We start from the raw sequence: 21,567 nt of genomic DNA, 5'->3' as shown, positions 1-21,567 counted from the left end.
TGTTCAAGGCCGCAAACCTCACATGCGGGGTGCACAGCGGCCGTTGAACAGTCAAAATGTTCACGTGGCACAACCGACGACCCAGCTGAACGCGACCGAGCAGGACACACTGGTCAAGCAGATCGGCCTTGCCCTGCTGCGAGCCGCCCCGCGCGACTGGCGCCGGGTCACCGCGGAGTACCGAGCCGTCGGCAGGTACCACGAGATGACCGGCGAGATCATCACCGAGGACGGCACCGCGGTCGAGTGGGTCGCCACCCACGACATCGCGACGCTGTTCGGCAAGCTCCGTGCCGGGATGTACCGGGACGGCCGCGGTACCTGGTTCAACGCCAAGTACCAGCTGGACCACCCGTCGAGCTACAACCTGGAGTACAACCGCGACGAGCCGCGCTGGCACCTGGCGCCGCCGCCGCAGGCGTACTCCGACGAGCTGCGGATGTTCCCGCGCTCGGAGGAGAACGTCCCCGAGTGGCTGATCCGCCGCATGTCGGGGCTGCAGCCGGAAGGCGCGCCCCGGTTCCGCATCGCCCGGATCTTCGACACCATCGGCCCGGCCGGGCGTCCGGTGATCAACCGGCCCGATCTCGAGGTCGATGAGCAGGACAGGCTGCTCGACTACCTCGACGCCGCGCCGCTCGTGGTCTCCGAGCGCGGCTACGACGTCGACCGGCTGGCCCAGACGCCCGAGGCGACCGTGCCGGTGGCGTTCCACAGCGACGGGCAGTGGATCTGGCCCGCCGCCGTCAACTTCTACCTGCGTGAGTACGGGGTCTCCCCCGAGCCCGACCTGGTCGAGCACATCAGGGGCACCGGGTTCACGCTGCCCGACGCCGACGAGGCGACGCTGCAGGCGGCCGCCGCGTACCTGCAGCCGCCGCGGCCCGCGCAGGTCCCGCCGCAGGCCAGCGCGCCGCCGCCCCCGCCGCCCGCCGCTCCGCCGGTCGCGCCGGTCGTCCCTGTGGTGCCACCCGCACCGCCCGCGCCGCCGGTGGCCGAGCCGGAGCAGGCCGTGCCCGTCGCGGCCGAGCACCCGCCGTTCGAGGACGAGTTCGACCAGACCCAGATCCACGATCCGTTCATCGACGACTTCGACGATGAAGAGGAGGAGCAGCAGTTCCACCAGCCGGAGCCCGCGGCTCAGCTGATCGAGGAGAGCCCGGAGGAGATCACCGAAGAGGTGCCTCCCGGGATGGGCGCCAACGGCACCGAACCCGGTGTCGAGCAGCCGACCGCGTTCGCGCCGCCGCCGATGCCCGAACCCGAGCCGGTTCCGCAGGCGCCGATCGTGCGGGTCGTGCACGAACCGGAACCCGAGCCGGAGCCCGAGCCCGAGCCGGAACCGGAGCCCGAACCGCGTGAGCCGGTGCTGAACCAGCTGCAGGCGAAGCTCGGCGAGCTGAACGTGCCGGAAGCGGCGTACAGCATCGGCGAACCCGCTGACCACGGCTGGAGCGTCGAAGAGGTCGAGTCGGGCTGGCGGGTCGGCTGGTACGACGGCGAGCTGTCCAACCCGGCCGTGTTCGGCGACGCCGAGGACGCCGCGGCGTTCATGCTCGGCAAGCTGCTGCTCGATCCGGACGGCCAGGCCTTCGCCGCGCCGCCGGAACCCGAGCCCGAACCGGAGCCGGTCGCCGAGGAGCCACCCGCGCCGGTCATGGCGACGTTGACGCCGGAGCAGGCGACGGGTGTGCCCGCCGCGGCTCCCCCGGCGCAGGACGACTTCGACCCGCAGGCCACGCTCGCGCACGACCCGCGTGGTGGCCCGCCGACCCTCGCCGACGACTCGCTCGGCGGGCCGCCGACCCTCGCGGCGCCGCCGGTCGCCCCGCCGCCGTTGCCGCAGCGTGGGCAGGGCGCGCCGGTCCCGCCGCCGCCACCGCCCGCCGGGGCGCCCGTTCCGCAGGCACCTCCCGCGCCGCCGCGTCGCGAGCCGCCGCCACCGGCGCCGACCGTCGCGGTCCCGGTACCGCCGCCGCCCGCGCCGCCCAGGCAGGAGCCTGCCCGCGCGGCCGCGCCGTCGTCGAACCAGCAGTGGCCGATCGGCCCGATGTCGGGCGAGCCGCCGCTGACGTTGTTCCGTGGCAAGGAACTCCGTGAGCTGCCCGCGGGCAGCGAACTCGACCGCTTCGGCGGCCCGAACGGCAACCTGACCTACGCCGCCGGGACACCGTTCGAGGAGCGCTCGCTGGTGCCGGAATGGGTCAACCGGCCGTACCACGTGTACCGGGTGCAGCGGCCGATCGAAGCGCTGGCCGGCGTCGCGATCCCGTGGTTCAACCAGCCGGGCGGCGGGTCGGCGTACCTGCTGCCCGCGTCGATCGAGACCCTGCTGGCCGAGGGTGACCTGATCGAGCTGGATCCGGGCGAGCCCCCGGTCGACTGAGCTGGGAAAAAAATCCCAATGCGTCTTTCGGTCCTTGGTAGGGACCGAAAGACGCATTCGGGACGTCCTGGGGACCTAACGACGCATTGGGATTTTTTCAGCTGACCAGGAGGCCGTGGGCGGCCGCGTAGGCGACTGCCGTGTCGAGGTCGACGGTCGCGCCGGTGAAGGTGCCCTGTACCAGGCCGTGTGCGTCGAGCTTGGCCGAGCGGAGGTCGGCGCCGGTGAAGTTGGCGCCCTGGAGCCGGGCGCCGCGCAGGTCGGCGCCGGTGAGGTCGGTTTCGGAGAGATCGGCCTCGAGCAGGTTGGCCTCGCGGAAGCGCAGGCCGGCCAGCAGCACCTTGCCGAGGCGGGCGCGGCTGAGCGAGGCGAGCGAGAAGTCGCACTCCGTCAAGGAGATCGGGCGCATCCGGCAGTCCACAAAGGACGATCCGAGCAGTGAGCAGCCTGACCATTTGGTGTCCGCGAGCACCGTCCGGTCGAAGGTGCACGAGCGGAACGCCGACGAGGCGTGCACGGAGTCGCCGAGGTCGGCCTTGGTGAAGTCGCACTCGTCGAAGGTGCAGCCCTGGGTGCGCAGGCCGCGCAGGTCGGCCTCGCTGAAGTCGCAGCGGACGAACTGCCGCTTCTCCCAGCGCGCGTTCGGCATGACGGCGTCGCGGTAGTCCTCGCCCGTTTCGATCACCCTGGCAGGGTATCCGGCCACTCGACGCGGTCGAACAGCGCGCGGAGCCGGGCGGCCCGTGCGGGGTGGCCGGTGCCGGCCCAGCCGATGCGGCCGAGCAGGTAGGCGCGGAAATCCGGGTGCCCGTAACGGTTTTGCGCCGCGGGGCCGGTACGGGCACAGTTGTGCAGCACCGCGCGCAGGTCGTCGTAGTCCGCGCGGGCGGCCGCGGGCGCCGAGTTGACGACCAGGCCCGCGACGCGCTGCCGGTGCTGCGCCCCGGCGACCGAGGTCTTGCTGTCCCGCAAGCGAAATCCCTCGGCGCGCACGATCTCGCGGACGCCGGGCAGCAGCCGGTGCAACGGCAGATCGGCGGGTCCGGAGAAGGCGAGATCGTCGGCGTAGCGGGTGTACGTGGCGCCGAGCACGCGCGCGAGCCCGGCGAGCCTGCGGTCGAGGTGCTGGGTGACCGCGTTCGCCACCGGCGGCGACGACGGCGCGCCCTGCGGCAGGTGCGTGCGGGCGAGATTGTTCAGCAGCCGTACGCGGGACGCGTCGCGCTTGCCGCCGGGTGCGGCGGTGATGACGTCGACCGGCACGGCCGTGGTGAGCACTCCGGCCAGCGCGACGGCGACGGCTTCCGGGTAGCCCGCGAGCAGGAGCAGCGAACGGACCCTGCGCGCGGACACGGACGGGAAGAAGCCTTCGAGGTCCATACGCACGACGAGCGCCTGACCCGCGTGCGGCGCCGCGCAGGTCAGCGATGACCTACCGGCGCGGAAACCGTGCGCGGCGTCGTGCACCGGCAGCGCGGCCACGACATGGCGGGCCACTCGGCGTTGCAGTTCGGCGAGCCGCGGCTTCGGCCGTTCGAGCAGCCGGATGCCGCCGCTCGCCGTGGGGATCCAGCGATAGGTGTAGTGCCGCAACGGTTCGTCCGCGCGCCTGTTCCAGGTGCGCGTGTCGGCGAACCAGCTCAGCTCGCCTTCGGTCAGGTCCAGCGCCCGCGCGCAGTCCGCGAACGTCTCCCAGCGCGCGACCTGCCATCGCCACACCGGATCGAGCACCGAACCCCCTCCCGGACGACGCGACGCGGAGATGACCTCGTTCTCCGTTCGGCCGCGCCGCGTCGTCCGCGGAGCGTGCCCATCGGCGTGGGGTGCCGGTGCGTAGGTGTCGTGGTGCGCCCCGGGGTTGCCCCGGAGCGGGTGGATCGCTCCACCGTGCTCACCTCCGCGTCGCTGCTCCCCACACTAGCGAGTGGGCATGATCTTCGCGCTCGTCACGTAGTCCATGGCTTCGGTGTAGCGCGGCATTGTCATGCGGCGCATGGCTTCCGCCTCGTCGAGCTCCTCCAGCCGCTCCTGGATCCACCAGACGTTGCCGAACGGGTCGCGGACGCGGCCGACCTTGTCGCCGAAGAACAGCTCAGTCATCTCGGTGACGGCGGTGGCGCCCGCTTCGAGCGCCTTCTTGAACGTGGCGTCGCTGTCCTCGACGTAGAGCCGCAGGTACGCGGGCGAGTCCTGCCATTCGGGGCGCGAGTCGAAGAACATCACCACCGAGTCGCCGATCCGCATCTCGGCGTGCCCCACGGAACCGTCGGGCATCGCCACCACCGCGATCTCCTCGGCGTCGAACGCCCGCGCGGCGAACGCCATCGCCTGGCGGCTGTCCGGGGTGATGATCCACGGGGTGACGGCGTGGTAGCCCTGGGGAATCGGCATTGTCTGGCTCCTTCACGGTTGGCTTGCTGAGACCAACGCTAAGGACCATCTAGGCCAGTTCTTGTCCTACTGGGAGAAACGGCCCGACATTTTTCATGGCCCGCGCGACGTACTCCTCCTTCTCGCCCACCGGCGCGACGTAGTGCAGCGCGTCCACCGCGGCTTCGGTGCCGACCAGCCGGCTGATGACCCAGGCCGCCAGGTAGTGCGAGGCGAGGCAGCCGCCCGCGGTCGCGACGTTTCCCTTGGCGTACAAGGGCTGGTTCAGCACTTCGACCCCGGCGGCGATGACCCACGGCTTGGTCGTGAGGTCGGTGCAGGCGGGAACGCCGTCGAGCAGACCGAGCTTGGCGAGCACGAGCGTCCCGGAACACTGCGCGGCGAGCAGCTGCCGATCGGGGTCAAGACCGCGCAGCACCGACATGATCGCCGGATCCTCCACGACCTCGCGTGTCATCGCCCCGCTTCCCACGATGACCGCGTCCGCCGCGCAGGCCTCCTCCAGCGTCGCCATCGACGAGATCACGACGCCGTTCATCGAACGGACCGTCGGCGCGGGGCTCGCGATCGACACCCGCCAGCCGGGCCGTTTGACCCGATTGAGGACACCGAGCGCGATGAGCGAGTCGAGTTCGTTGTAGCCCTCGAAGGTCAAGATCGCGATGTGCATGGAGAGAAGCCTAGGAACCGAATCCATGACAGTCGAATAATTGTCATGGATACAATCCTGGACCGTGGCAAGGATTCCCCGGTACAAGCAGGTCGTCGACACCCTCGCGGCCGAACTCCGCGAGGGACGTCTGCCCGCCGGAACCCGCCTGCCCACCCATCGCGAACTCGCCGCACGCGAAGGCATCGCGCTGGTGACCGCGACCAGGGTTTACGCCGAACTGGAGGCGATGGGCCTGGTCAGCGGCGAACAGGGCCGCGGCACGTTCGTGCGCGACCTGGCGGTGCCGCCCGGCCAGGGAATCGACCAGCGCGCCCTGGCCGTCGACGCCGTCGACCTCAGCTTCAACTACCCCTCGGTCCCAGGCCAGGCGGACCTCTTGCGCCAAGCTCTGCGAGACCTGACGACCGCGGGCGATCTCGACGCGCTCTTGCATTACCAACCCCACGGCGGCCGTCCCGACGACAGAGCCTCGATCGCCCGTCATCTCCGGCGCCGCGGCCTGACCGTGTGCGCCGGCCAAATCCTCATCACGAGCGGAGCCCAGCACGGGCTCGCGGCGGTGGCCATGGCGACGCTCCACCACGGCGACATCGTGGCGGTCGACGCGCTCACGTACCCCGGTTTCAAGGTGCTCGCGCACTCACTCGGGCTGGAACTCGCGCCGCTCCCGGTCACCCCGCGCGGCCCCGATTTCGAAGCGCTGGAACAACTTTGCGCCCAACGGCCGGTCCGCGCGCTCTACGCGATGCCGACGCTGCACAACCCGCTCGGCTGGGTGCTGCCCGCCCGCGCCCGCAAACGGCTGGTCGCGATCGCCCGCCGCCACGGCGTGATCGTCATCGAAGACGCCGCGTACGCCTTCCTGGCCGAGAACTGCCCGCCGCCACTCGCGGCCCTCGCGCCGGAGACCACGGTCTACGTCTCCAGCTTGTCCAAAAGCGTCGCCACCGGACTGCGCGTCGGCTTCGTCGCGGCGCCCGCGGCGCTGGTCCCCGGCATCGAACGCGCGATACGGGCGACCACCTGGAACACACCCGCGCTCACCACCACGATCGCCTGCCGCTGGCTCGACGACGGCACCGCCGACCACCTCGAAATCCGCAAACGTGACGACGCGGCCGCGCGGCAGAGCATCGCCCGCGAAGTCCTCAATGGACTCATCGGTCATCCGTCGTCCTACTTCGCCTGGCTTCCGCTGGCGGAAAACGCGCGGGCGGACCGGATCGCGGCGACGCTGGCCCGGCAGCGGATCCATGTCTCCACCGCCGAGCCGTTCGCGACCACCACCGCTGTGCCGCAAGCACTTCGGCTCGCACTCGGTTCGATCGGTCTGCCCGAGCTACGCCGGACGCTGGCCGACGTCCGACAAGTGGTCGACGAGGACGCGCTCAGCTAATGGAAATCGCGTGACTTCGACCGGATGCGCATGGGCAGGTTCTGCAGCCGGTCGGCCAGTATGTTGACCACGCCTTCGTTCTTTTCCACCACGCCTCGGATGAGCAGCGCGGAACTGTTCCGCGCGACGCGGTGATACCGGCGCCAGAGGCCGAGTGTGCAGATCACGTTGATCATCCCCGTCTCGTCTTCGAGGTTGAGAAAGGTGATACCGCCCGCGGTCGCCGGCCGCTGGCGATGCGTCACCGCGCCGCCGACGAGCACCCGCTGGCCGTTCTCGCAATCCTTGAGCTTGTCGGCGGGCACCACACCCAGCGCGTCGAGCCGCTCCCTGATGAACTGCGTCGGGAAGCTGTCCGGGGACACCCCGGTCGCCCAGACGTCGGCGACGGCCAGTTCGAGACCGTCCATTCCGGGCAGTACGGGTGCCTCGATTTGGCTTCCTGGCAGCTTTTCCTCGCGCTCCTCGGCGGCGGGACCGGCCGCCCACAGCGCTTGCCGCCGGTCTTCGAGGAAGCAGCCGAACGCGCCGGCCGTCGCCAGCGCCTCCACCTGCGGGGTGGTCAGCCGGACGCGCCTGGCCACGTCGGTCATGTCCTGATACTGCCCGTGCCCGCGCTCTTCGGCGATGCGTTCGGCCAGTGCCTGCCCGATCGTCCGGATGCTGGCGAGTCCTAATCGGACGGTCCCGGCGCCTTCGAGGGTGGCGTGCGGGAGGCTGGCGTTGACATCGGGGCCGAGCACGGTCACGCCGTGCCGCCGTGCGTCGGCGACCAGCGACTGCGGCGAGTAGAACCCCATCGGCTGAGCACGCAGCAACGCCGCGCAGAACGCGTCCGGGTGATACAGCTTGAAGTACGCGCTCGAAAAGACGAGGTGCGCGAAGCTCAGCGCGTGGCTTTCCGGGAACCCGAAGTTCGAGAAAGCCTTGAGCTTCAAGAAGATCTTCTCGGCGAGTTCGAGCTCGACGCCGTTCAGCACCGCGCCGTCGAGGAACCGCTTGCGTAGCCGTTCCATCCGCTTCTCCGACCGTTTGGAGCCCATCGCGTGCCGGAGCTGATCGGCCTCGGCCGCGGTGAAGTTCGCGACGTCCAGCGCGATCTGCATCATCTGCTCCTGGAACAGCGGCACCCCGCAGGTCTTGTGCAAAGCGTTGCGCAGCAACGGATGGTCGTAGGTCCAGGTCTCCTGCCCGGTCTTGCGCCGGATGTACGGGTGCACGGAACCGCCCTGGATCGGGCCCGGCCGGATCAGCGCGACCTCGACCGCGAGCTCGTAGAAGCGACGGGGTTTCAGCCGGGGCAGGGTCGCCAGCTGGGCTCGACTCTCCACCTGGAAAACACCGATGGCGTCAGCCTTGCAGAGCATGTCGTAGACCTTCTGGTCCGTGATGTCGAGCTTGGCGAGGTCGATCTTCTCGCCCTTGTGCTCCTCGACGAGGTCGAGCATGTAGTGCAGCGCGGACAGCATGCCGAGGCCGAGCAGGTCGAACTTCACCAGCCCGACGTTCGCGCAGTCGTCCTTTTCCCATTGCAGGACACTGCGGTTCTCCATCCTGGCCCACTCGATCGGGCAGACCTCGCTGACCGGCCGGTCGCAGATGACCATGCCGCCCGAGTGGATGCCGAGGTGGCGCGGGAAGTCCTCGAGTGCGTTCGCGAGCGCGACGACCTCGTCCGGGATGTCGTGGTCATGGTCCTTTTCGGTCTCACGCAAGGAACCCCAGCGGTCGATCTGCTTGCTCCACGCGTCCTGCTGCCCGGTCGGGAAGCCGAACGCGCGCGCCGCGTCACGGACCGCGGAGCGCGAACGGTACGTGATCACGTTCGCCACCTGCGCGGTGCGGAGCCTGCCGTGCTTCTCGAAGACGTACTGGATGGCCTCCTCACGGCGATCGGACTCGATGTCGACGTCGATGTCCGGATAACCGTCACGGTCCGGCGCGAGGAATCGCTCGAACAGCAGGCCTTCCTTGACGGCGTCGACGTTGGTGATGCCCAGCGCATAGCAGACCGCGGAGTTCGCGGCGGATCCTCGGCCTTGGCAAAGGATGTCGCTGCGACGGCAGAAGTCGACGATGTCGTGCACGATCAGGAAGTAACCGGGGAAGCCCAGGTCCTCGATGATCCGCAGTTCGTGGTCGAGCTGCTCGTACGCCTCCGGCCGGTCGACGCGGGCGCCGAACTTCTTCAGCGCGCCGACGTAGGTCAGCTCACGCAGGTAAGTGGCTTCGCTGTGCCACTCCGGCACGTCGAACGGCGGCAGTTTCGGCGCCACCAGCTTGAGGTCGAAGGCGCATTCGGTGCCCAGCAACGCCGCGCGCTGCACGGAACCGGGGTACCGGTCCCGGAAGATCCTGTCCATCTCCTCGCCGGACCGCAGGAAGGCCATCCCGGACGCGGGCAGCCAGCCTTCCATGTCGTCGAGGCTGCGCCTGGCCCTGATGGCGGCCATCGCCGCGGCCAGCCTGCCGCGCTCGGGCCGCGCGTAGTGGGCAGCGGTCGTGGCGACCGTCGGCAGGCCGAAGTCCTTCGCCATCGCGTAAAGGATGTCGTTGTGCGTGCTGTCGAGCGGCTGGCCGTGGTCGGTCAGTTCGACGTACACGTTGTCGGCGCCGAACAGGTCGACCAGCTGCTGCAGCCGCCTGGCCGCCGCGTGCGCGCCCTGGGTGAGCAACGCCTTGCGCACCGCGCCCTTGCGGCAGCCGGTGAGCACCGCGCACTGCCCGCGCACCTCCTCGGCGACCTCTTCGAGCCGGTAGACCGGACGGCCTTTTTCCGCGCGCTGGTCCTTGGGCAGCTCCACGTCGTGCCCGCGCAGCTGGCCCGCGGTGATCGCCCGGCACAGGCTCGCGTAGCCGTCGGTCTTACGCGCGAGCAGCAGGAGATGCTCGCCTTCGGGATCGGCGATCCCGTTCTGTGGCTGGGAAAGCCCGAAACTCAGCTCGGTGCCGTACACCGTGCGCACGCCGAGCTCACGTGCCGCTTCGGCGAAGCGGACCACGCCGTACATGCCGTCGTGGTCGGTGAGCGCGATGGCGTCGAGGCCGAGCCTGGCCGCCTCCTCGACCAGCTCCTCGGGATGACTCGCGCCGTCGAGGAAGCTGAAGTTGGAATGGCAGTGCAGCTCGGCGTACGGGATACGGTTGCTGGTGCCCGCGTCGTCCTCGCCGCGCAGGCCGAGTTCGCCAGGCCTGAGGTAACCCTCGCGCTTGCGGCCCCACGCCGGGCTGTCGTTGCCGTCGCCCGGCGGGTCGCCGGTGAGGGCCTTGTTCAGTTCCGCCCACCGCATCGGCGGGTTGTTCCAGCCCACGTCAGCCTCGTAGGTTTTCCCGCGACACGCGCTGCACCGGGATGAGCGCCGCCAGATCGATGTCGAGCCACTCCAGCAGCTGCTGGTTGTAGTCCTCTTCCTCGGACATTCAGTCGTACATCCCTTCGATCATCCACAGTGGACGTTCACCGCCCACGCGGGTCAGCAGCAACGCGGTGTCGTCTTCCAGCAGCACCTGCATGCGCGCGGCGACGCCTCTGCCGTCACTGGCCCACCACTGGCCGTCCACCAGCCACGGGCCCGCCCAGTCGAGCACCAGCTTCGGCTCGCCGCTGTCGAGACCGACCTGGTACGGCGGCGCGGTGACCCGTCTCCTGGCGTCGATGGCGACCTCGCGGCCGTCCGCGTCGACGACGACGGCCCGCACCGGCCGGTCGAGCACGATCGACGGCGAAGGCGACGGCAGCCGGCCTGGCCACGTCGTGCCTTCCGGCGCCGCCTCGGCTCTCGGATCGCCCCAAGGCACCAGCCGGACCCGCTCGGCGGGCCCGCGGCCGCCATCGAGCAACGCGGTGAAGACGCTCTCGGGACCGAGCAGGCCCTGCACCCGGACCAGTGCCCTGGCCGCCTTGTCCGCGGCGAGCGCGTGTTCGGTGCCTAGCATCCCGAGCTGCAGCGAGCGGCCTTCGACGGTCTCTTCCGGCTCGAGCCGCAGCCGCACCACACCGGACGTCGGCCGGTCGCGCGCCTTGAGCCAGCCCTCGAACTGCCAGCGCACCCGATCCGCGATCCCTTGCGGGGTAAGGGGTTCCGCACACCGCCAGACCCGGCCGAACTCCTCGTCCCGCTCGGTGACCGCGTAGATGCCGATCCGCGTGCAGGCCAGCCCCCGGCTCGCCAGCCCGGCGTGGAACCGCTCGCCGAGCGACTTCGCGATGAAGGCGGCGGCGTCCACCCGGTCGAGCGGTGGCTCGAAAGTCTTGGTGACGGCCAATTCCGGCGGCGGCCTGCGCCGGGTCGGCGGCCGATCCGACCGGCCCGCCGCCAGCCGGTACGCGAGCAGGCCCGCGCCGCCGAACCGGGTGATCACGTCCCGCTCGGCCAGCGCGGCGAACGCGCCGAGTGTGCGCAGGCCGAGCCTTTTGAGCAGGTCCACGAGCTCGGCCCGCTCCGCGCCAGGCTGGTCGAGCTCGTGGATGCCCAGCGGGGCGAGGAAAGCGGCGGCCGTGCCCCGCTCGACCAGCGCCGACCGGTGCGCCGCCAGCGTCGCGGCGAACAACCCGTCCGCGACCCCGACCTGGCACTCCACCCCCGCCGCACCGGACACGTGGTCGACCAGCTTCTCGACCAGCTGGTATTCGCCGCCGAAGTAGCCGGCGGCGCCGTCCACCGGCACCGCGACCAGCCCCGGCCGCACCACCTCGACCCCGACGACCAGCTCTTCGACCGCGGCCGCGACCGGCTCGAACAGCCGGGCGTCGCGCCCGTCGTCCTCCCCGAACACACCCAGCTCCGGGCACCGCGCCTGCGCCTCACGCCGCCGCATGCCGCGGCGGACGCCCGCCGACCTGGCGACCGCCGTGCACGCGACCACCCGATTGGCGCAGAAAACCGCGGCAGGCAAATGCGGTGAGTGCCCTTCGGCGGCGCCCGCCGCCACCGCGGGCCAGTCCGGGCACCAGAGGACCAGCATGCGCTTGCCGCTCATCCGACCTCCGACGAGAAGATCGAACGCACGTTTTTCTCTTGCTCCGCAACGCTTCCCGCCGGACCGGGCAAGAGCACCCGCGTGCTCATGGGCCGTGCCGCCGCACCCCTTCCCCGGGCGTGGACCACGACTCCACGAGCACGCAGGTGCCCATACCCCGCTTCGAGCCCGGACCAGCGGCCCGGTTCGCAGCGAAGCTCCACCTCGGCGCCGGGCCAGGAACCCAGCGAAAGCAGCACGGCGTCCCGATGCCGTGCCCGCGCGGACAGCCGCCTGGCCACCTGCGCGTTCACCCCGGCGGCCCCGACCGCCACCAGATCGACCCCGTCCAGCAGTGCGGCGGCCACCGCGGGGAACTCGACGCCGGGGCGGGGAATGAGAGCGAGCCTGCCCACCTCGACGCCGAGCTCTTCCGCGGCGGCCAGGCCGAGCGTGGGCACGCCCACCACTGCGGCCCACGACCCGGCCGCCGTGGCCTCCGCCAGCAACGCGAGCAGCAAGGAGACCGAACCCAGCACCGCGACGGTGCTCCCGCGTTTCAGTCCCCCCGACGGCAGCAGATCGGCGAAGGCGGGATGCACCCTGAGAACCCCGCCCGTCGATCGCGCGTGCTCGGCAGCGGACGCCACTCCGCTGGCCGTGCTCACCCCTGGCAACGAAGCCAGCCGCGCCACTCCCGCCGACACCCCGCACCCGCTTCCTCTCCATGACCAACGCCGCCGGCGCACGCCCCCGCGAAAAGGCGTGCTCTGGCGGCGCTACGGTCACCGCGGGGAAGGCGGCGAACTCTCGCACCTCGAACACTTGTTCGACAAATCCAGTACACACGATCCGGCCGAGTGCTGTCAAGCCGACTGTGACCTGCGGCGAAAGTCCGTCGTCGACCTTGATCAAGGTTGTTATGCTCCCGGCGAATCGCGGTGTCGACCGCGGCTGGGGATTTAAGGAAGAACCATGCTCAACCTGCGAAAACTGACTTTTGTAGTGGGTTCCGCGCTCGTGCTCGCCGCCCTCACCCCGATGGCGGCTTCCGCCGACCCGTCCGTCGAGGAACTGCCCGCGCTCGACGGCGGTTCCGGCACCGGCGCCTGGGGCGTCAACGACGACGGCGTGATCGTCGGCTGGTCGAACACCGAGGGCACCACGCACGCGGTCCGCTGGGACCCGGACGGCTCGGTCAACGACCTCGGCACCCTCGACGGCGACACCGGCAGCCGCGCGTACGGCGTCAACGCCGTCGGCGCGATCGTCGGCTCCTCGTCGAACGCCGACCACCAGCGCCCGGTCATGTGGACCCCGGAAGGCGAGATCATCGAGCTCGCCTCGCTGCCCGGCATCGACTTCTGCGAAGCCAAGGCCATCAGCGAGCGTGGCGAGATGGCGGGCTGGTGCTCCGCGTCCGGCAACAGCTACGACGGCCACGCCGTGCGCTGGACCGCCGAGGGCGAGGTGACCGACCTCGGCACCCTGCCCGGTGGGCGGACCAGCACCGCGACCGGAATCGCCTCCGACGGCACGGTCGCCGGTTCGGCACAGGGCTCCGACGGCCGGACCCAGGCCGTCCGCTGGAACCCGGACGGCGCGATCGCCTCGCTGCCCAACCTGCGTAACAGCTACTACTCCGTGGCCAACGGCATCAACAACGACGGCGCGATCGTCGGCACCCTGCAGGCCACGGTCGGCCGCGACTACGGCGTCTTCGCCGTCCGCTGGAACACCGACGGCACCGTCACCGAGCTTCCCGGCTTCCCGAACTCGGGCCGGAACGACAGCGGGGCGCGGGCGATCAACGACGGCGGCGTCGTCGTCGGCGAGTCGCGGACCCCGGAAGGCCGGTCCAACCCGGCGCGCTGGACCGCGGACGGCGTGACGGACCTCGGGACGCTGGAAGACGCGGGGCCGGGAACGATCTCGTTCGCGACCGCGGTCAACTCGAACGGCCTGATCGTGGGCAACTCGGGCGGCAAGGCCGCTCGCTGGACCGAGTAAAAGGTCGTGAGTGGTACGGCCGGTTCTATTGAGAGGAAGGGCTGTGGCGTGCGTCGGTCTGGCTGACGAGGTCACGTCGCGAGGCCCGGACGCACGGCATTCGCGGCTGAGAGAGGCGAAGGCAAGGGGTCGTGAGTGTTTAGACCGGTTAGAACCCAATGCCGGGTAGTTAGGGCGTGGGGTGTGGTGTCAAGACGGTGGTTGTGTAGGTGACTTTTTGTGATGGTGGTGTTCCCGGGCGTTTGGATGGGAATGGTGAGGTGGGTCGTTTCCGTGCTCGGGGGCATTGCCGTGACCTGTGGTGTTGTGGGTTGAGTCTGCGGGTTGCTCGGTGTGTAGCGTGTGTGTGGCGGTGGTCGGGGGTGGCTCCGCGGTGGCTGATGATGCTGTCGGTGATGGTGGTCAGCGCGAGGGTGAAGGACACGCGGTTGATGTCGACGTCGGCGGTGTCGGCGCTGTCCTGGGCGAAGCGCCGTAGCAGTTGGTAGGTGGTCAGGTAGGCGTAGACCTCTTGCTCGATCCCGGTGTGGGTGCGTGAGCGCAGGACCCGTCCGGGGCCTTTTTGCAGCACTTTCCAGGAGTAGAAGGCGCGTTCGATGTCCCAGCGGCGCAGGTAGAGGTCGATCAGGTCCGCGGCGGGTGCGGCGTGGTGGTCGAGGATGGTGGTGATCAGCTGGTAGTGCTCGTGGCGGGTGTTGCCGTCGGCGGTGGTGATGGTGATCATCGCGGTGATCACGCGCACCGGCCGTGGGTCCGGCTGGTGGCGGTAATGCTTGCGGTTCGGGAACCGGGACAGGTAGGAGCCGTCGGGGCATGTCTGGTCGCTAGGCAGGTTGGCGTTGGATGTGGCGCGCCACAACAGGTCCGCTCCGGTCGTGGCCGCGGCGTGCCAGAGCGGCCATGTGTAGAAGTTGCGGTCGCCCAGCAGCAGGACGCCGGGGGTGAGTTTGTCCAGCAACCGTGTGGCGAGGGTGGTTTCCCCGTTCGCGGTGCTGGAGAACACAGCGCCGAGGAACGCGCGGGTGCCGCATTCCACCAGGCCCAGCAGCTGAAGTTTGCGGTAGCCGGACGGGCCGGCTTTCCCGCCCGCGAGCCCGAACAGGCGGGCGTTGTCCTCGGTGTCGGGCACGGGCCCTGTCATGATTTCCGTGTAAGCCACGGATGATTTCTTCTCTGATTCTAGTGGAGTGGCAGGCGGTCGGGGAAGAGTGCGGCGAGCGTGTTTAGTGCTTGTTTCCAGCCTCGGGTGCCGGTTCCTGATGGTCCGCCTCGGTTGCTGGTGATGTTGCGGAGTCCGAGGTAGAGCAGTTTTGTCGCGGCGGTGTCGCTGTCGAAATGGCCGCGGTTCTTGGTGATTTTCCGGAGCTGGAAGTTGATGTTCTCGATCAGGTTTGTTGTGTAGACGATTCTGCGGAGTTCGGGTGGATAGTCGAGGAATGGGGTGAAGTCGTTCCAGGCGTGTCGCCAGACCTGGATCGCGGCGGGGTATTGTATGCCGAAGTCTTTATCGAACTGAGTGAGTGCGATCTCGGCCGCCTCGAGTGTCGGCGCGGTGTAGATGTCCCGCATGGCGGCGGCGACTTTCTTCCGATCGCCATAGGAAATGAACCGCATGGCGTTGCGGATCACGTGCACGACGCAGGTTTGGACTACGGTGTCGGGAAACGCGCCGCGGATCGCGTCGGGCAGCCCGGTCAGGCCGTCGCAGCAGGCGATCAGGATGTCTTTCACGCCACGGTTGCGCAGGTCGGTGACGACCTTGGCCCAGAACTTCGCCGCTTCGGTGTCGGCGATCCAGAGCCCGAGGGCGTGTTTGCGGCCTTCCATGTCCACGCCGATGGCCAGGTAGGCGACCTTGGAGGTGACCACGCCCTTGTCCTTGACCCGCAGTCGCAGGCCGTCGACATAGAGAATCGGGTACATCTCGTCCAAAGGCCGAGATTGCCACAACGCGATCTCGTCGGTCACCACGTCGGTCACATTGGAGATCAATTCTCGCGACACGTTCACGCCATATACTTCACGTAAATGAGATTCGATATCCCGGGTGGTCATGCCACGCGAATACAGCGACAGGATCGCCTCGTCGATATTACCCAGCCTGCGTGCACGTTTCGGCACGATCGTAACTCGAACGAACCGTTCCGGTCACGCGGCACCGCCAGCTCGACCGGACCATTCGAAGTCGACACGGTTTTTGGAGACCTGCCATTCCGGGAATTCCCGGAACCGTTCCCGGCGGGGTCTCCTTTCTCATAGCCAAGATGATGGGTCATCTCGGCGTCCAGCGCCCTTTCGAGCACCGCCTTGGTCATCTGATTTAGCAATTCTTGGGCGCCCAGCGCGCCGCCATTCTCGTACGCGTCTTTCACCAACGCGTCCAGCGTTTCTGGCGGTAGCACGCGCGCGAGCGCTTCGCCGGCTGCGGAGCCCGGATCCCGGTCAGGTGTGTCCTCGGTCACAGGTGGAGCCTTTCTGGGTCGCGGTCAGCGACCCGATCCTGGTCCATCCGTGGCTTACACGGTTGTCATGACACGACCTGACCGCGTTGGCGGCGTATCTGCTGACCTATCAGCACATCCCGATCGCCCGCGCCGCGCAACTGCTGGCCGACGTGCTGGGCATGAACGTGTCCACCGGCTGGGTCTCCTCCGTGCTGCGGCAGGTCGCACCAGCCTTGCAACCGTTCACCGACGCCGTCCACGACGCGGTGCGCCGGGCGCCGGTGGCGCATTTCGACGAGACCGCGCTGCGCGCGGCCGGTGTCCGATGGTGGCTGCACTCGGCCTCCACCGAGAAACTCACGACCTATCTGCTGCACCCCCAACGCGGCCGCGACGCGATCGACGCGTTCGGTGTCCTGCCCGGCTTCGCCGGCATCGCGGTGCACGACGGCTGGCACCCCTACCGCACCTACACCGAGGTCGTCCACGCGCTCTGCAACGCCCACCACCAGCGCGAACTCATCGCCGCCACCGAAACCCACCCCGATCAGGACTGGCCCGGCCTGCTGATCGGCGTGCTCGACGAACTCAACGTCGCCGCCCACACCGCCCGCGACCTCGACCTACCCGAACTACCCGCCGAAGTCCTGCACCCGATGATCACCCGCTTCGACAAACACCTCGCCGACGGGCTGAACCTGCATCCCCGCAACCACATCGGACACCCGCAAGGCGGCCGGCCCCGCCAAAGCACAACCCGGGCCCTGCTCGAACGACTACACCGCCACCGCGACGACGTCCTGCGGTTCGCGTTCGACCTGACAGTGCCTTTCACCAACAACCAGGCCGAACGCGACATCCGCATGACCAAAACCCAACTCAAACTCGCCGGCTGGCGCACCACCACCGGAGCCACCACCTGGCTCACAGTGCGGTCCTACATCTCCACCACCCGCAAAAACGGCGTCCACACCCTCACCGCACTCCACAACGCCATCACCGGCAACCCCTGGCTACCAACCAACCCAGCAACCACCTGACTAGTTACACGGCCGGTTCTAACCGGCGTAAACACTCACGACCCCGAAACTGTCGGACCCCCTTGCTACTTTGCGAGTACAGGCGAAGAAGGAGGGTTTCCAGTGGCAGAGGTGGCATTGCGGCCGCTCGAGGACGCGGACCTCGACGCGGTGTTCGAGCAGATGCGCGATCCCGAGTCGGTCCGGATGGCCGCGTTCACGGCCAAGGACCCCGACGACCGCGCGGCGTTCGACGCGCACATGGCGAAGGTGCGTGCCGCGCCCGACGTCACCAACCGCGCGGTGACGCTCGACGGGCGGTTCGCCGGCACCATCGCGGCCTTCGTCGTGGAAGGCGACACCGAGCTCACCTACTGGATCGACCGCGCGTACTGGGGGCAGGGCGTCGCGAGCCGTGCGGTGGCTCTGCTGCTCGACGTCGTCACCGTCCGGCCGGTGCACGCTCGCGCCGCCAGTGACAACGAGGGCTCGCTCAAGGTCCTGCTGAAGGCGGGCTTCACGGTCGTCGGCACCGACGCCGGGTACGCGAACGCCAGGGGCGCCGAAATCGAGGAGACGATCCTGCGGCTCGACTGAGCGCCGGAAACTGTCGGACCCGCCGAGTAGAATCGAACAAAAGTTCGAATGATGGGGTACGCTGAGCAGGTCGGTGGCCCCGGGACGCGAGGAGGGGTAACCGATGCGGGTGACGACGGGTTTCGGTGGATCAGTACCGGGGTATATCAACGTCAGTGACGGGAAATGGGTCGGAGCGCGGGTGGGGGCTCGTGGTCCAGCTAGGACGTCGGGCTGGTCGCCTGGCGTGCGTCGACCGGTGTGCAGGGGCCGGAAAACGCCGCGCGCCGCGCCCTGGATGACTGGGCGCGGCGAGACGGCGAATATCGGAACGGCCAGGAACCTCTTACGTGAGGTTGATGCCCCGCGCGGAAAGCCACGGCAGCGGGTTGATCTTCTTGGTGCCGTTCTGCCAGACCTCGAAGTGCAGGTGCGGGCCGGTGGACTGGCCGCGGTTGCCGATCTCGGCGATCTGGTCGCCGCAGCCGACCTTCTGGCCGGCGCGCACGGAGAAGCTGTTCATGTGGCCGTAGACGGTCACGGTGCCGTCGTCGTGCTGGATGCGTACCCACAGGCCGAAACCGCTGGCCGGGCCAGCCTCGATGACAGTGCCGGCGGCGGCCGCGTAGATCGGGGTGCCGATCGAGTTCGCGATGTCGACGCCGAGGTGGCTCGTGCCCCAGCGGGCGCCGAAACCTGAGGTGAAGGTGCCCTTGGCGGGCAGGCAGGTCTTGGGCTTGGCGGCCTCTTCGGCCGCCTTGCGGGCGGCGGCTTCACGCTTCTCGCGGGCCTGGGTGACCTGCTCGCTGTCGGCCAGCTTCTGCGCTTCGGCGGAGGGGTCGCTCAGGTGCGACGCCGGGAGCAGTTCGGGTGCGCCGCCGGTGGCCGCGCCGCCGAGCCCGAAGGCCGCGCTCGCGTCGGTGGCGTTCGCCAGCGGGGTGACCGCGGCGTCGGAATCAGTGGCACCCGCCGAGTTCAGCGTCTGGCCTGCCGCGGCTGCGGCGAAAGCGCCACAGGCGACAGCGGCAACGACGACACGACCGCGCAGAGCTGACGAGGGAGGAGCAAGCCGGTGGGAACCCCGGACGCGAACGACGGCACCGTTCAGTGCGCCTTTCACAACCGGGGAAGAAGCTTGGCCGCCGGGGGAGCGGTGTGAAGCCAAGACGGGGCCTTCCGTGTTCGGGGAGTCAGGTCGGTCCGGAACGCCGGGCGGGGGATCCCGACTGAGCAACCTCGGGGGTGGTTGCTCGCTGTCCTTTTCGTGACCTGACTGTAATGGGGTTCGGGGGACAGTAACCAAGGGGCACCGTTCTGGGCAACATCCGTCCCGCGTGTCGGCTGAACGTGGAACGGCGTGCCGTGCTCGGACCAGTGGCTATTACGCAAAGTTGGGAGGGGGTTACATCCTTCGGTGTGACTTACGCAACAGGGGTTCCCCTAGGGGCAGCGGTATGAACGGACGGTTTGTGATGTCCGAGAGGCGAATAACCGGTTGCGCCGTCCGCCGTGATGGATCCCCGCAGCCTCCGCGCGCGAGCGCGCGCGTACGCGTGTGTTCACGCATCTGCGCGCACCAAGGCGCAGCCACCTCGGCAGGGCAGGGGAAGCCGGGCGACGTGTCGGGGTGCGTGGCGCGGCGTGGTCGCTCGGGTGCTTGCTAGCGTCTCCAGCCGATGCCGACCTCTGAAGCCTCTAAAGCCTCTGAAGCTGAAGCCGTGTCCACCCAGCCGCGGCCGGGGGCGTTGACCCTCGCGCTCGGGCTTTCCGCGGCCGCCACCGCCGCGCTGGTGCTCGGCGCGCTGCTGCCCTTCGTGACCGGTGTGTCCGCCGGGTTCTCCGCCGGGCCGATGCTGATCATTCTGGCGCTGCTGCCGTTCGCCGCCGCCGTCGTCTTCACGCTCAGGGGCCGCTACGGCCTGGCCGCCGGGGTGCTGCTCGGCGCCGCCGCGCTCGCGCCGGGACGCCTGGCGCTGGACATGCAGGTGCTCGCGGGCTCGCAGGACATCGTGCGGCCCGAGTACTACCTGCCGGGCCGGTACGACGATCCGCCGGTCGGGGTGGGTTTCTGGGTGCTGCAAGCCGGTTTCCTGCTGACCATCGCCGCCGGCTACGCCGCCAACCGGGTGGCGGAGTTCGAGGCCGACGCGCTGGGCGCGATCCCGGCGCGGCGCTGGTGGCAGCTGGTCGCACCGTTCCCGGCGATCTGGGCCGCGGTCGGCCTGGTGATGCCGCCGGTCGGCTCGACCAACGTCTTCCTGTTGTCCCGCTCGGCGTTCGAATCGCCCACCTATGTCCTCGCCGGTTATCTGCTGCTGGGTATCGGCGTGGTCGTCGCCGCTTCGGTCGCGCTGACGCAGGTGCCGGAGGTCGGCGCGGGCGTGCTCGTCGGGCTCGGCGCCGGACTGCTGGGTGTCGTCGTGCCCAGCGTGGTTTCGGGGCTGGCGGTCGACCAGCTGTCGGTGAGCGGCGGGCCGGTGCTCGTGCTCGTCGCCGTCTTCGGGCTGCTGGCCGCGGCGGTGCTGCTCGCGCTCACCTTCCGCAAGGCGGGCGAATTGCCGTCGGAGGCGAAGGTGCCCGGTCTGGCGCTGTGGCGCCGGGTGACGGGCGCGCTCGGCGTGCTCACCGCGGCGCTGGCCGTCGCAGGCTGCCTGGCGCCCTTGGTCGTCGCCGAACCCGGGTTCACCGCGACGCACAGCCCGGTTCGCTGGCTGCTGCTCATCGCCGGGGTGGCGACCGGTGCGCTCGCGCTGGCGCCGGTCGCGCGGCCCGCGTTGTCGGTCGCCTGGACCGGCGTCGTGCTCACCGGCGCGGCCGTGCTCGCGACGCCGGTCAAGGCGACACAGGTGGCGAACGCGTTCACGATCGGGCCTGGTGTCGTGCTGACCAGCCTCGCGATGTTCGCCGCGGCCGCGGCGGCCGTGGCCTCCGTCGTCACCGGGGTCGTCGAGCGCGAAGAGGCCGAGGAACTCCGCAAGCCCGCGCTCGGACCGGCGCTGGCCGTGCCGCTCGGCCTGGCGGGTGTGCTCGCCGTGCTCGCGTTCGCGCTCCCGGTCGTCAGCGCGCCCGACTACGTCGCGCCCGGTGTCTTCTCGAACTTCGACGTCTCGTCGTGGGGCCTGCTCGCCGGGCTGGTCGCCGTGGTGGGCGCCATCGCGTTCGCGACGCGCAGCCGTCCGGCCAAGGGCGCGATCCTGCTGCTCGGCGCCGCGGTCGTCGTCGTGCTGCGGGTGGCCGAGCTGCCGTTCCTCAGCGGCAGGGTCGAGGGCGCGCACGCCGGACTCGGGTTCTGGCTCGCGCTGCTCTGCCTTGTCGCGCTGATCGTCTCGGCCGGCCTCTCGGCGCGGAGCGCGAAGTGATCCGTGTCGTGCTGGTCGAGTTCGGCGAACCCTGTGTGGAGCTGGCCAGGCTGCTGCGCGACGCGGGCGCCGAGGTCGTCTACACCGGTGAACTGACCACAGTGGACCAGATCGTCCGGACGGCCGAACAGGAAGATCCGGACGTAGTGGGCGTCTCGGTCGCCGCCGGGCGGAAACTTGACGGATTGGCCGAGTCGATCGGCGATGTGCGGCTGTTCACGATCGGGGCAGCCGCGGGCGCCGAAACCCGCTTCGAAACGGCGGAAGAAGCCGTGAAGTGGGTGGACTCACACCGGTAAACGGCGTCTCGTGACCGAGTTCACCAGGTGCGGAGTCCCCTGCTTCTCCGCAGGT

General features: G+C 69.5%; 16 protein-coding genes and 1 pseudogene. 7 read left to right on the top strand and 10 right to left on the bottom strand.

All coding sequences use genetic code 11. The features are described from left to right. Window positions 1-22: 22 nt before the first annotated feature. Complete coding sequence (locus AB5J62_RS03080; protein WP_370946554.1) at window positions 23-2,386, top strand: TNT domain-containing protein; 2,364 nt, start codon at window positions 23-25, stop codon at window positions 2,384-2,386. Window positions 2,387-2,483: 97 nt separating this feature from the next. On the opposite strand, the gene AB5J62_RS03075 is transcribed toward AB5J62_RS03080, so the two are convergent. The 4 genes from AB5J62_RS03075 to AB5J62_RS03060 form a co-directional block, all read right to left on the bottom strand. Further along, complete coding sequence (locus AB5J62_RS03075; RefSeq protein ID WP_370946553.1) at window positions 2,484-3,071, bottom strand: pentapeptide repeat-containing protein; 588 nt, start codon at window positions 3,069-3,071, stop codon at window positions 2,484-2,486. Next, complete coding sequence (locus tag AB5J62_RS03070; RefSeq protein ID WP_370946552.1) at window positions 3,068-4,117, bottom strand: reverse transcriptase family protein; 1,050 nt, start codon at window positions 4,115-4,117, stop codon at window positions 3,068-3,070. The genes AB5J62_RS03075 and AB5J62_RS03070 overlap by 4 nt, the downstream gene beginning before the upstream one ends. 186 nt (window positions 4,118-4,303) lie before the next feature. Then, the gene (locus tag AB5J62_RS03065) at window positions 4,304-4,777 is read right to left on the bottom strand and encodes a VOC family protein (protein WP_370946551.1); all 474 of its coding nucleotides are present in this window, start codon (window positions 4,775-4,777) and stop codon (window positions 4,304-4,306) included. A gap of 49 nt (window positions 4,778-4,826) precedes the next feature. Beyond that, complete coding sequence (locus AB5J62_RS03060; RefSeq protein ID WP_370946550.1) at window positions 4,827-5,447, bottom strand: DJ-1/PfpI family protein; 621 nt, start codon at window positions 5,445-5,447, stop codon at window positions 4,827-4,829. Window positions 5,448-5,511: 64 nt separating this feature from the next. On the opposite strand from AB5J62_RS03060, the gene AB5J62_RS03055 reads away from it, so the two are divergent. After that, entirely contained in the window at window positions 5,512-6,846 is a 1,335-nt protein-coding gene (locus AB5J62_RS03055; RefSeq protein ID WP_370946549.1) for a PLP-dependent aminotransferase family protein, read from the top strand. Here AB5J62_RS03055 and AB5J62_RS03050 read toward each other — a convergent pair. The 3 genes from AB5J62_RS03050 to AB5J62_RS03040 form a co-directional block, all read right to left on the bottom strand. Further along, a complete protein-coding gene (locus AB5J62_RS03050; RefSeq protein ID WP_370946548.1) occupies window positions 6,843-10,157 on the bottom strand; it encodes an error-prone DNA polymerase in 3,315 nt (1,104 codons plus the stop codon). The two genes, AB5J62_RS03055 and AB5J62_RS03050, sit on opposite strands and share 4 nt — an antisense overlap. A 109-nt stretch (window positions 10,158-10,266) precedes the next feature. Further along, window positions 10,267-11,811, bottom strand: a complete 1,545-nt coding sequence (locus AB5J62_RS03045; protein WP_370950160.1) for a DNA polymerase Y family protein — start codon at window positions 11,809-11,811, stop codon at window positions 10,267-10,269. 11 nt (window positions 11,812-11,822) lie between these two features. Next, window positions 11,823-12,473: a hypothetical protein gene (locus tag AB5J62_RS03040; RefSeq protein ID WP_370946547.1), complete on the bottom strand. Its 651-nt coding sequence runs from the start codon at window positions 12,471-12,473 to the stop codon at window positions 11,823-11,825. Between the two features lie 307 nt (window positions 12,474-12,780). Between AB5J62_RS03040 and AB5J62_RS03035 the strand changes: the two genes are divergently transcribed. Then, window positions 12,781-13,815 carry a hypothetical protein gene (locus AB5J62_RS03035; RefSeq protein ID WP_370946546.1) on the top strand — a complete coding sequence of 345 codons (1,035 nt, stop codon included), beginning with the start codon at window positions 12,781-12,783 and terminating at the stop codon, window positions 13,813-13,815. A 169-nt stretch (window positions 13,816-13,984) separates the two neighbouring features. Here AB5J62_RS03035 and AB5J62_RS03030 read toward each other — a convergent pair whose 3' ends face one another. Together AB5J62_RS03030 and AB5J62_RS03025 are read right to left on the bottom strand one after the other, a co-directional pair. After that, window positions 13,985-14,956, bottom strand: a complete 972-nt coding sequence (locus AB5J62_RS03030) for an IS4 family transposase (RefSeq protein WP_370946545.1) — start codon at window positions 14,954-14,956, stop codon at window positions 13,985-13,987. Between the two features lie 38 nt (window positions 14,957-14,994). Beyond that, a pseudogene (locus AB5J62_RS03025) lies at window positions 14,995-16,217 on the bottom strand (IS256 family transposase). A 146-nt stretch (window positions 16,218-16,363) separates the two neighbouring features. On the opposite strand from AB5J62_RS03025, the gene AB5J62_RS03020 reads away from it, so the two are divergent. Further along, entirely contained in the window at window positions 16,364-17,299 is a 936-nt protein-coding gene (locus AB5J62_RS03020; RefSeq protein ID WP_370946544.1) for an IS66 family transposase, read from the top strand. A gap of 102 nt (window positions 17,300-17,401) precedes the next feature. After that, complete coding sequence (locus tag AB5J62_RS03015) at window positions 17,402-17,875, top strand: GNAT family N-acetyltransferase (RefSeq protein ID WP_370946543.1); 474 nt, start codon at window positions 17,402-17,404, stop codon at window positions 17,873-17,875. A 325-nt stretch (window positions 17,876-18,200) separates the two neighbouring features. On the opposite strand, the gene AB5J62_RS03010 is transcribed toward AB5J62_RS03015, so the two are convergent. After that, window positions 18,201-18,974, bottom strand: coding sequence for a M23 family metallopeptidase (locus AB5J62_RS03010; protein ID WP_245757548.1), 774 nt, complete (start codon window positions 18,972-18,974; stop codon window positions 18,201-18,203). A gap of 598 nt (window positions 18,975-19,572) precedes the next feature. On the opposite strand from AB5J62_RS03010, the gene AB5J62_RS03005 reads away from it, so the two are divergent. Both AB5J62_RS03005 and AB5J62_RS03000 read left to right on the top strand, forming a co-directional pair. Next, on the top strand, window positions 19,573-21,213 hold the full coding sequence (locus tag AB5J62_RS03005) for a hypothetical protein (RefSeq protein ID WP_370946542.1): 1,641 nt from the start codon (window positions 19,573-19,575) through the stop codon (window positions 21,211-21,213). Beyond that, window positions 21,210-21,512 (top strand): cobalamin-dependent protein, encoded by a 303-nt coding sequence (locus tag AB5J62_RS03000; RefSeq protein WP_370946541.1) that lies wholly within the window; start codon window positions 21,210-21,212, stop codon window positions 21,510-21,512. The genes AB5J62_RS03005 and AB5J62_RS03000 overlap by 4 nt, the downstream gene beginning before the upstream one ends. Window positions 21,513-21,567 lie beyond the last annotated feature (55 nt).

It is taken from the genome of Amycolatopsis sp. cg5, from assembly GCF_041346955.1.
Lineage (GTDB): Bacteria > Actinomycetota > Actinomycetes > Mycobacteriales > Pseudonocardiaceae > Amycolatopsis.
This window is presented reverse-complemented; position numbering and strand designations above follow the sequence as displayed.